This window comes from Falsiroseomonas oryziterrae (assembly GCF_021864505.1).
In the GTDB taxonomy this organism is placed as follows: domain Bacteria; phylum Pseudomonadota; class Alphaproteobacteria; order Acetobacterales; family Acetobacteraceae; genus Falsiroseomonas; species Falsiroseomonas oryziterrae.
This window is the reverse complement of record NZ_JAKJIB010000166.1, coordinates 1-8217: the sequence shown is the minus strand read 5'-3', so window position 1 is coordinate 8217 and position 8217 is coordinate 1. Positions and strand designations below refer to the sequence as shown.

Annotated in this window: 9 protein-coding genes; 4 read left to right on the top strand and 5 right to left on the bottom strand. The window is 73.0% G+C overall.

Annotated features, from left to right (window positions below):
* Window positions 1-142: 142 nt before the first annotated feature.
* Both L2I40_RS13885 and L2I40_RS13880 read right to left on the bottom strand, forming a co-directional pair.
* Window positions 143-709, bottom strand: a complete 567-nt coding sequence (locus L2I40_RS13885) for a fasciclin domain-containing protein (protein ID WP_237215556.1) — start codon at window positions 707-709, stop codon at window positions 143-145.
* Window positions 706-1650, bottom strand: a complete 945-nt coding sequence (locus L2I40_RS13880) for a formylglycine-generating enzyme family protein (RefSeq protein ID WP_237215555.1) — start codon at window positions 1648-1650, stop codon at window positions 706-708. The genes L2I40_RS13885 and L2I40_RS13880 overlap by 4 nt, the downstream gene beginning before the upstream one ends.
* Before the next feature lie 154 nt (window positions 1651-1804).
* Between L2I40_RS13880 and L2I40_RS13875 the strand changes: the two genes are divergently transcribed.
* Complete coding sequence (locus tag L2I40_RS13875; RefSeq protein WP_237215554.1) at window positions 1805-2776, top strand: LysR family transcriptional regulator; 972 nt, start codon at window positions 1805-1807, stop codon at window positions 2774-2776.
* A gap of 10 nt (window positions 2777-2786) precedes the next feature.
* Here L2I40_RS13875 and L2I40_RS13870 read toward each other — a convergent pair whose 3' ends face one another.
* Together L2I40_RS13870 and L2I40_RS13865 are read right to left on the bottom strand one after the other, a co-directional pair.
* Window positions 2787-3410 carry a Maf family protein gene (locus L2I40_RS13870; protein ID WP_237215553.1) on the bottom strand — a complete coding sequence of 208 codons (624 nt, stop codon included), beginning with the start codon at window positions 3408-3410 and terminating at the stop codon, window positions 2787-2789.
* Entirely contained in the window at window positions 3407-4297 is an 891-nt protein-coding gene (locus L2I40_RS13865; protein WP_237215552.1) for a pyruvate, water dikinase regulatory protein, read from the bottom strand. The genes L2I40_RS13870 and L2I40_RS13865 overlap by 4 nt, the downstream gene beginning before the upstream one ends.
* Window positions 4298-4622: 325 nt before the next feature.
* Here L2I40_RS13865 and hemE point away from each other — a divergent pair, with 325 nt between their 5' ends.
* The 3 genes from hemE to L2I40_RS13850 are packed head-to-tail and all read left to right on the top strand — an operon-like array spanning window position 4623 to window position 7076.
* Entirely contained in the window at window positions 4623-5705 is a 1083-nt protein-coding gene (gene hemE, locus L2I40_RS13860) for a uroporphyrinogen decarboxylase (protein WP_272910962.1), read from the top strand.
* Window positions 5702-6115 carry a VOC family protein gene (locus tag L2I40_RS13855; RefSeq protein WP_237215551.1) on the top strand — a complete coding sequence of 138 codons (414 nt, stop codon included), beginning with the start codon at window positions 5702-5704 and terminating at the stop codon, window positions 6113-6115. Before hemE ends, L2I40_RS13855 begins: the two co-directional genes overlap by 4 nt.
* A gap of 4 nt (window positions 6116-6119) precedes the next feature.
* Window positions 6120-7076 carry a Bug family tripartite tricarboxylate transporter substrate binding protein gene (locus L2I40_RS13850; RefSeq protein WP_237215550.1) on the top strand — a complete coding sequence of 319 codons (957 nt, stop codon included), beginning with the start codon at window positions 6120-6122 and terminating at the stop codon, window positions 7074-7076.
* 91 nt (window positions 7077-7167) lie between these two features.
* Here L2I40_RS13850 and L2I40_RS13845 read toward each other — a convergent pair whose 3' ends face one another.
* Complete coding sequence (locus tag L2I40_RS13845; RefSeq protein ID WP_237215549.1) at window positions 7168-7977, bottom strand: ABC transporter substrate-binding protein; 810 nt, start codon at window positions 7975-7977, stop codon at window positions 7168-7170.
* Between the last annotated feature and the right edge of the window lie 240 nt (window positions 7978-8217).

Below are 8217 nucleotides of genomic sequence, written 5' to 3'. Positions count from 1 at the left end.
CGCGGCCGGGCGCGGCGGTGTCTGCGCCTGGGCCAGTGCGGTGCCGCCGCCGGCCGCGGCGGCGAGGCCCGCGGCGCCGCCGAGCAGCATGTCGCGACGCGAGCTGCGTGGTTGGCTCATGTTGTCTCTCCCCAGGGCCCGTTCAGGGCACGATGATGCTGTCGAGCACGTGGATGATGCCGTTCGACGCCTCGATGTCCTGGCGGACGAGGCGCGCGGAGCGGAGGCCGGCGGTCGCGGCGCCCGCGCTCATCGCCCGGCCGCCCGAGGAGGCGACGGTCACGCGCTCCGCATTGCGCGGATCGACCGTCAGCCGCGTGCCGGCGCGCGTCGTGAACTCGCGCGGCTGGCCGCCGAGCGAGGCGATCGGGTGACGGCCATCCACCACGAGGTTGCCCATGACCGAGGCGAGGCGCTGCGATTCAGACGGGTCGAGCAGCGATTGCCGCAGGAAGACCGGCAGCCCGTTCCAGCCGGAATCGGTGAAGGCGAAGACCGTGTAGGGCCCGCCGCCGCGCAGCGCCTGCAGCTGGCCGCTGCGCGACACCGCCTCGACGAAGCGCTCGAAGGAACTGTCGGAGGCGAGCACCTCCATGATCGTCCGTTGCGGCTGGCTCTGCACCTCCGGCGTGCCGCCGCCGCAGGCGGCGAGCAGCCCTGCGGCGCCGAGCGACAGCACCGCGCGGCGCGCGACGAGGATGTGGGTCATGCGGCGGTCTCCTGGGTGTGGCCGGCCTCAGTGTCGCGGAGCACGCAGCGGAAGCCGATGTGGCTCATGCCCGTGTCCACCATCTGCGCGTGGCGCGCGGCCGGGCGGTAGCGACGGCAATAGGAGGGCGCGCAGAGGAAGCTGCCGCCCTTCACCACCTTGCGCGGGATGCGGATGCGCGGCTGGGCGGGGTCGTAGCTGCCCTCCATCGCCGGGCCGCGCGGATCCTGCGGGGCGCAGCAGGGCTTGGTCGGATCCGCCTCATGGCGCGCGGCGAACCAGTCGGTCGTCCACTGCCAGACGTTGCCGGCCATGTCGTAGAGGCCATAGCCATTGGGCGGGTAGCTCGCGACCGGCGCGGTGCGCTCATGCCCATCGGCGGCGAAGTTGCGCCAGGGGAAGGGGCCCTGCCAGGTGTTGGCCAGATGCGCGCCGCCCGGCGTCAGCTCCTCGCCCCAGACGAATTCGGCGCCGTCGAGGCCGCCGCGCGCGGCGAATTCCCACTCCGCCTCGGTGGGCAGCGCCTTGCCGGCCCAGCGCGCATAGGCCTCGGCATCCTCGAAGGCGACCTGCACCACGGGGTGGTCGGCGCGGTCGGCGATGTCGCTGCCCGGCCCTTCCGGGTGGCGCCAGCAGGCGCCCGGCGTCCAGTGCCACCAGTTGCGGACGTCGCGCGTGTCCACCGGCCCCTCGGTCATGCGGAAGACCAGCGCGCCGGGGGCCAGCATCGCCGGATCGGCGCCGGGATAGAGCGCGGGATCGAGCGGGCGCTCCGCGACCGTGACGTAGCCGGTCGCCGCGACGAAGGCGGCGAACTCCGCATTGGTCACGGTGGTGGCGTCCATGAAGAAGGGGCTGACCGCGGCGTCGTGCGCGGGCCGCTCTTCCGGGTAGTGGCGGTCGGAGCCCATGCGGAAGCGGCCGCCCGGGATCCGGAGCATGCCGGGGGGCGGGAGCGCCGCGGGACGCGCCCTTGCCGCTGCCAGTGCCACGCGCCTCCCTCCCCCAAGTCTCGTTGTGTGCGGGAAGGTTGCCATTCGGGACGCGATGCCGGCCAATGCCGATTGGGAAATCTCAACTTGCCATGGCGGGTATATGCTCGAGGTGCGGGAGCTTCGCCTGGTCCAGGCGGTCGCCGAGCATGGCACGCTGGTGCGCGCCGCCCGCGTGCTCGGCGTCAGCCAGCCTGCGCTGACGCGCAGCCTGGCGGCGCTGGAGGCGAAGCTGCGCGGCCAGCTTTTCGAGCGCAGCCGGCAGGGCGTGATCCCGACGAACCTGGGCCGCACCGTGCTGGCGGAGGCGGCCGATATCCTGGCGCGGCTCGACCGGCTGGACAGCGCAGTCGCCGAAGTGCGCGGCGGGCAGGTGCGCGAGCTGCGCATCGTGGCCGGCACCTATGTCGGCGAGACGCTCGGCCACCGCGCAGCGGCGCGCATGCTCTCGGTCTATCCGGCGACGCGGATCAGGCTGATCGCGGGGGACTGGGCGGAGGTGCCGCGCGTGATCCATGCGCGGGAGGCGTCGCTCGGCATCCTCGACCTGCGCGGGCACGAGCCGGATCCGGGGCTGGTGGTGGAGAGGCTGCGGCCGCAGCCGGGCGTCTTCGTCGTGCGGCGCGGGCATCCGCTGGCATCGCGGCCCGAGGTGACGCTGGCGGATATCCTGGCCTTCCCGCTGATCATGATCGGCCGGCTGCCGCAGGCGGTGCAGGGCCCGATGGCGGCGGCGCGGGAGGCGGCGCGCGCGGCGGGGCGCGCGCATCCGGCCTTCCCGGCGATGATCCAGGACAGTCCGAGCGTCGCGGTCGGGCTGCTGCGGCATTGCGACGCGGTGACGGCAGCGACGCTGCCGGTGGCCCATGCGGCGCTGCGGGCGGGCGATGTGGAGGTGCTGCGCTGGCGCGCGCCCTGGGTATCGCTGCATCCAGGCGTGGCGCGGCTGCGCGGCCATGCGCTCGGCGAGGCGGAGCAGGGCTATCTCGACCTGCTGCGCGACGTGGACCGCGAGGTGGAACAGGAAGGCCAGGCGTGGCTCGCGGAGCTCGGCCTGTCGGCCGAGTGCGGCTGAGCGGCTGGCCTCAGCCCGCCAGCACGCCGTGCTGGCGCAGGAAGCCGAGCAGGGGGAGCAGCGGCAGGCCGAGGATGGCGCTGTGCTCCCCCTCGATCCGGCTGAAGAGGTGGACGCCCAGCGCCTCCAGCCGGTAGGCGCCGACGCTCGCCAGGATCGCGTCGCCCTCCGCCGCGAGATAGGCGTCGAGGAAGGCGTCGGAGAAGCTCCGCATCGTCAGGCGCGGGCTGGTGACGTCCTGCCAGACGCGCTCGCCGTTGCGCCAGGCGACGGTCGCGGTGACCAGGCGGTGCGTGCGGCCGCGCAGCATTGCCAGTTGCGCGCGGGCGGCGGCGAGATCGGCGGGCTTGTCGAACCAGCGCTCGCCGTCGTCGAGCTTGCAGACCAGCAGCTGATCGCAGCCGATCACGAGCGCGTCGGGCCGGCGGCGCGCGATGCGCTCGGCCTTGGCTTCGGCGAGGATGATGGCGGCGTCCTCGGCGGGAATGCCTTCGGCCTTGCACCCGTCCTTCAGCGCGGCCTCGTCCACATGCGCGGGCAGCGCCTCGACGCGCAGGCCGGCGCGGTCGAGCAGCGCGCGGCGCGTGGCGCTCTGCGAGGCGAGGATGAGTGGCGGGTCGTCTTGTTGGATCATGCGGGGCCGAGCACGCCGGCGGCCGGGTCCTCCGGCTGATGCGGCTGGGCGGCCTGGCGGCGGCGGGCGTGCCAGGCCTCCATCAGCTGCAGCACGGTCGCGGCCGTCTCCTCGATCGAGCGGCGCGTGACGTCGATGACCGGCCAGCCGCGGCTGGTGCAGAGGCGGCGCGAGGCCTGGATCTCGGCCTTCACGCTCTCATGGTCCACGTAGTCGGTGGCGTCCTGGCGCACGCCCGCGGCGCCGATCAGGCGCAGGCGGTGGCGGCGGATCTCGATCAGCGCGCCGGCCTCGATATGCAGGCCGACCACCGGGCAGGGCGGGTCGTTCAGCTCCTCGGGCAGCGTGGCGCCGGGGACGATGGGGACATTGGCCGCCTTGATGCCGCGGTTCGCGAGATAGAAGCAGGTCGGCGTCTTGGAGCTGCGGGAGACGCCGACGAGGCAGACATCCGCCTCGTGGATGCCCGCCACGCCCTGCCCGTCGTCATGCGCGAGCACGTAGTGCATCGCGTCGATGCGGCGGAAATAGTCGGCGTCCATCACGTGCTGCGCGGCGCGCTTCTCCCGCGCGCGCTCGCCGAGTTCGGCCTGCAGCAGGTCCATGACGGGGTCGAGGACGGAGTGGCAGGCGACGCCGAGGCGCTGGCAATGCTCCTCCAGCGCGTGGCGCAAGCTGCGGTCGGCGACGGTGAAGAGGACCGGGCCGGGCTCCGCCTCGATCCCGTCCAGCACGCGGTCGAGCTGGAGGCGGGAGCGCACCAGCGACCAGCGATGGTGGAGGACATGCGGATCCTCGAACCGCGCCAGCGTGGCGCGGGCGATGGAGTTCAGCGTCTCGCCGGTGCTGTCGGAGACGAGGTGGAGGTTGATGGTGCGATGGGCCATGGCCCCGGTGTTCCCGGCTGGTGCGGCAAGGCGGGGATGGCGGGGAAAACTCGGGCCGGTCAAGGGCGGCTTGGGGCAAGACGGGGGAATCCCCGCCGCGGGACGACATCCGGACAGGATTCCCCGGGTCGTGTCGCGAGTCCGGGACGGGTCCGGAAAGATGTCCGGAGTCAGCGGCTTGGCGGCCGGTCCTCGCGTGGACGACCCTGTGGATGGTTCGGGGCATCGGGCGCATCCCCGACGTCCACAGGCCCAATAACCCCTCCCACCCTTCAAGGATTCCAATTTCTCTTTGATGATGGCGGAAAGGACCGAGGAGGCTGGGTTGGCGGAAGCGCAGGGCGGCGCGAACGAAGGCGTGTCGGGCGAGGGGCGCAAGCCGCTGCTGCGGGCGCTCGGCGGGGAGGCGGTGTGGCCGCCGCCGATGTGGCTGATGCGCCAGGCGGGACGCTACCTGCCGGAATACCGCGAGGTGCGCGCGCAGGCGGGCGACTTCATCGCGCTCTGCACCACGCCGAACCTGGCGGCCGAGGTGACGATCCAGCCGATCCGTCGCTACGGCATGGATGGCGCGATCCTGTTCTCAGACATCCTGATGGTGCCCTGGGCGCTCGGCCAGCCGCTGCGCTTCGCGGAGGGCGAGGGGCCGGTGCTGGAGCCGGTGCGCGACGCGGCGGCGATCGGGGCGCTGCAACTCGACCGCATGCGGGAGCGCGCGGCGCCGATCTTCGAGACGGTGCGGCTGACGCGCGCGGCGCTGGAGGCGCATGCGCCGAAGGTCGCGCTGATCGGCTTCGCCGGCAGTCCCTGGACGGTCGCGGCCTACATGGTGGAGGGCCATGGCAGCCGTGATTTCCACACGGCGCGCGGCATGGCCTATGCCGACCCGCAGACCTTCGGGAAGCTGATCCGCATCCTGGTGGATGCGACGACCGACTACCTGCTGGCGCAGATCGAGGCCGGCGCCGAGGCGGTGATGCTGTTCGACAGCTGGGCGGGAATGCTCTCGCCCGGGCAGTTCCGCCGGTGGGTGATCGAGCCGTCGGCGACGATCGTGCGCAACGTGAAGCGGCTGCACCCGTCGATTCCGGTGATCGGCTTCCCGCGCCTGGCGGGGCCGCTGATCGGGGAATATGCGAGCCGCACGGGGGTGAACACGGTGGCGATGGACACCGCGATGGATCCGCGCTTCGCAGCGTCGGCCGTCGCGCCGAATGTCGGGCTGCAGGGCAATCTCGATCCGCTGGCGCTGGTCGCGGGCGGTATCGCGCTGGAGACCGAGGCGCGGCAGATCCTGGCGGCGATGCGCGGCCGGCCCTTCGTGTTCAACCTCGGCCACGGGATCGAGAAGGTGACACCGACCGAGCATGTGTCGCAGCTGGTGCGGCTGGTCAGGAGCGGCGGGTGAGCGACAAACCTCCCTTCATCGAGCAGAACGTCGTCTGGCTCTACACGGACGATCTCGACCGGCTGGCCAACTTCTATCGCGACGTGCTGGAGCTGCCGCAGGTGCTGGACCAGGGCGTCTGCCGCGTCTTCCAGGTGAGCCCGACGGGCTTCCTCGGCGTGTGCAACAAGGCTGGGCGGCCGCGCGGCACGAAGGGGATGATGTTCACCTTCCTCGTCGAGGACGTCGAGCAGGCCTATCACTACTACAAGGCGCGCGGCGTCGAGTTCGACGGGCCGCCCAACATGCTCGGCGGCCGCACCGTCTATTCCTGCTTCTTCAAGGATCCCGAGGGCTACTGGCTCGAGATGCAGGAGTTCAACGATCCGCGCTGGCCCTATCCGCCCGGCCGCGGCCCGCGGAGGGGATGAGCGCATGAAGCGTCGCACGCTGCTCGCCGCCAGCGCGCTTGCGCTGCCTCTGCCGGCGTTGGCACAGGCGTTTCCGACGAAGCCGATCCGGCTCGTCGTGCCCTGGGCGCCGGGCGGCGCGACGTCGAACATCGCGCGCATCGTCGGCGATGCGATGACGCCGCATCTCGGGCAACCTGTGGTGCTGGACCATCGCGCCGGCGCAGGCGGGGCGATCGGGTCGGAGAACGTCGCGAAGTCGCCGGCCGATGGCTATTCGATCCTGATCGCCGGCGCCGGCACCTTCTTCCGGCCGGTGATCGAGCGCGACGTGCCCTTCGACCCGGCGCGCGACTTCGGCTTCGTCGGTCCGGTCGGCGACGGGCCCTTCGCGCTGGTGACGCGGAGCGGGCTGCCCGACACGCTGCCGGGCTTCATCGCCGCGGCGCGCGCGCGGCCGGGCGCCTTCAACATGGCGTCCTCGGGCCAGGGCTCGACCAGCCACCTGGCGGGCGAGGCGTTCAACGCGGCGGCCGGGATCAGCGCGACGCATGTGCCGTATCGCGGCGCGGCGCCGGCGATGGCGGACCTCGTCGGCGGGCGGGTGGACTACTACTTCGATGCGTTTTCCACCGTGCTGGAGAATGCGCGGGCGGGGCGCATCGGGCTGCTCGGCGTGACGACGCCGGTGCGCGCGCCGCAGGCGCCCGACGTGCCGACGCTGATCGAGGCCGGGCTGCCCGGCTTCTCGATCGCGCCCTGGTGGGGGCTGATCGGGCCGGCGGGCATGCCAGAGGGGGCCGTGGCACGCATGTCGGCCGCGCTGGAGCGCGCGTTGGCACAGCCGGCCGTGGTGGAGGCGCTGGCCGCGCAGGGCTGCCGCAGCTTCTTCCTGAACCCCGCTGCCTTCGCCGACTACGTGCGCGCGGAGGATGTGAAATGGGTGCGCGTGATCGAGCAGGCGGGGCTGCGGGTCAGGTAGGGCGCGGCGCGGGCGGGGGAGCGGGGACGCTGTCCTGTACGCCCCCCTCACCCCGACCCTCTCCCCCCTTTGGGGGGAGACCGAGTTGGGGTCAGCTGGCGGGCGGGGCGACCTCGGCGTCGGACTGGCCGCTGGCGGCGAGCGAGCGGGCGACGAAGCCGGAGGCCTTCATCTCCTCGACGAAGGCGCGCAGCCAGGGCAGCGCGGCCGCGCGCCCGGCGGGGATGCCGACCGCCTGCTCGATCACCTGGAAACGCCCGGGAAGGACGCGGACATCGGGGTTCGCGCGCGCATAGGCGACCAGCGGCTGCTTCACATTGGCGGCGACCTCGAGGTTGTCGCGGCGGAAATACTCGAGGGAGGCGGGCGAGGTGGGGGCGCGGATGATGGTGGCGTGGCGCAGCTCGCGGGTGAGGAACAGGTCGTAGGCGCTGCCGCGGCCGACGGCGACGCGGATGCCGGGGCGGTCCACCTCGGCGTTCTCGCGGATCGGGCTGTCCTGGCGGACAAGGTAGGCGCCCTCGATCACCACATAGGGCGCGGTGAAGGCGATGCCCTGCGCGCGCACCGGATCGATGGCCAGGAAGCAGATGTCCCAGGCGTCCGCGCGGAGCGCTTCCGTCACGCGGCCGGCGGCGTCGAAGGGCACGACCTGCATCGGCAGGCCGAGGCGGCGGGCGAGTTCGCGGGCGAGGTCGGCGGACACGCCGCGCGGCTCGCCGCCGGCGGGGTCGCGCTGGGCGAGGACCGGATTGCCGTAGTTGATCGCGACGCGAAGCGTGCCGGAGGGGGCGAGGGTAGCGGCGACGTCGCGCGGCGCCGAGCCGGAACTGGGCTGCGCGAGGGCCGGCAGCGGCGCGGCGAGCGTGGCGGCGATCATGGATCGGCGGGTGGCGGGCATGGCGTTCTCTCCCGGAAGCTCGGTGCGGAGGAGCCTGCACAGGACCGATGCGGCGCGCAACGAGCAGGGTTCGGGCGGCGAGCGGTGGGCCGTCACTGCGGCGGCGCCGGGCCGGGAGCGGCGGCGGGCAGGGCGGTGGATGGCGGCGTCACCGGCACCAGCAGCCAGAGGTTCGCCTGGTCGCGCATGCGGCCGGCGCGCTCGGCGGCCTCGCGGCCCCAGCCGGTGAAGAGGTCGCCG

Excerpts from the sequence above, each read along its gene's own strand:
- L2I40_RS13865 (WP_237215552.1), bottom strand. The coding sequence starts at position 4,297 with ATGGCCCATCGCACCATCAACCTCCACCTCGTCTCCGACAGCACCGGC.
- L2I40_RS13885 (WP_237215556.1), bottom strand. The coding sequence starts at position 709 with ATGACCCACATCCTCGTCGCGCGCCGCGCGGTGCTGTCGCTCGGCGCC.
- L2I40_RS13850 (WP_237215550.1), top strand. The coding sequence starts at position 6,120 with ATGAAGCGTCGCACGCTGCTCGCCGCCAGCGCGCTTGCGCTGCCTCTG.
- L2I40_RS13870 (WP_237215553.1), bottom strand. The coding sequence starts at position 3,410 with ATGATCCAACAAGACGACCCGCCACTCATCCTCGCCTCGCAGAGCGCC.
- L2I40_RS13880 (WP_237215555.1), bottom strand. The coding sequence starts at position 1,650 with ATGCTCCGGATCCCGGGCGGCCGCTTCCGCATGGGCTCCGACCGCCAC.
- L2I40_RS13875 (WP_237215554.1), top strand. The coding sequence starts at position 1,805 with ATGCTCGAGGTGCGGGAGCTTCGCCTGGTCCAGGCGGTCGCCGAGCAT.
- L2I40_RS13845 (WP_237215549.1), bottom strand. The coding sequence starts at position 7,977 with ATGCCCGCCACCCGCCGATCCATGATCGCCGCCACGCTCGCCGCGCCG.